We start from the raw sequence: 1055 nt of genomic DNA on the forward strand, positions 1-1055 counted from the left end.
AAGATTTTAGCTACAACACCAGCACCAACTGTACGGCCACCTTCGCGGATTGCGAAACGTAGACCTTCGTCCATTGCGATTGGAGCGATTAGCTCAACAGTCATTTGAACGTTGTCACCTGGCATTACCATTTCTACGCCTTCTGGTAGAGTGATGTCGCCTGTTACGTCAGTTGTACGGAAGTAGAACTGTGGACGGTAACCTTTGAAGAAAGGAGTGTGACGGCCGCCTTCGTCTTTAGAAAGTACGTATACTTCAGACTCAAACTTAGTGTGTGGGTTGATAGAACCTTTCGCAGAAAGTACTTGACCACGTTCAACGTCATCACGCTTAGTACCACGTAGAAGTGCACCAACGTTCTCACCTGCACGACCTTCGTCAAGCAGTTTACGGAACATTTCAACACCAGTACAAGTAGTAAGAGTAGTCTCTTTGATACCAACGATTTCTACTTCGTCACCTACACGTAGGATACCGCGCTCGATACGACCAGTTACAACAGTACCACGACCTTGAATTGAGAATACATCTTCAATTGGTAGTAGGAACGGTTGGTCAACTGCACGCTCTGGCTCAGGAATGTAAGAATCTAGTGCTTCTGCAAGCTCAACGATCTTGTCTTCCCACTGCTTCTCGCCGTTTAGTGCGCCAAGTGCAGAACCTTGGATAACTGGTAGGTCATCACCTGGGAAGTCGTATTCAGAAAGAAGTTCACGAACTTCCATCTCAACTAGCTCAAGTAGCTCTTCGTCATCAACCATGTCACATTTGTTCATGAATACGATGATGTAAGGGATACCAACTTGACGACCAAGTAGGATGTGCTCACGAGTTTGAGGCATAGGGCCGTCAGTCGCAGCAACAACTAGGATACCGCCGTCCATTTGTGCAGCACCAGTGATCATGTTTTTAACATAATCCGCGTGTCCTGGACAGTCTACGTGTGCGTAGTGACGTGCTGGAGTGTCGTACTCAACGTGAGAAGTTGCGATTGTGATACCGCGCTCACGCTCTTCTGGAGCGTTATCGATAGATGCGAAATCTTTAGCAACACC

Annotated in this window: 1 protein-coding gene; it reads right to left on the bottom strand. The window is 47.3% G+C overall.

Annotated elements, in window-relative coordinates; all coding sequences use genetic code 11:
• The coding region (gene tuf / locus AB4507_RS23000) for an elongation factor Tu (protein WP_137001546.1) at positions 1 to 1055 on the bottom strand (1055 nt) is incomplete at both ends.

Source organism: Vibrio sp. 10N.222.54.A3, from assembly GCF_041474095.1.
Classification (GTDB): domain Bacteria; phylum Pseudomonadota; class Gammaproteobacteria; order Enterobacterales; family Vibrionaceae; genus Vibrio; species Vibrio crassostreae_C.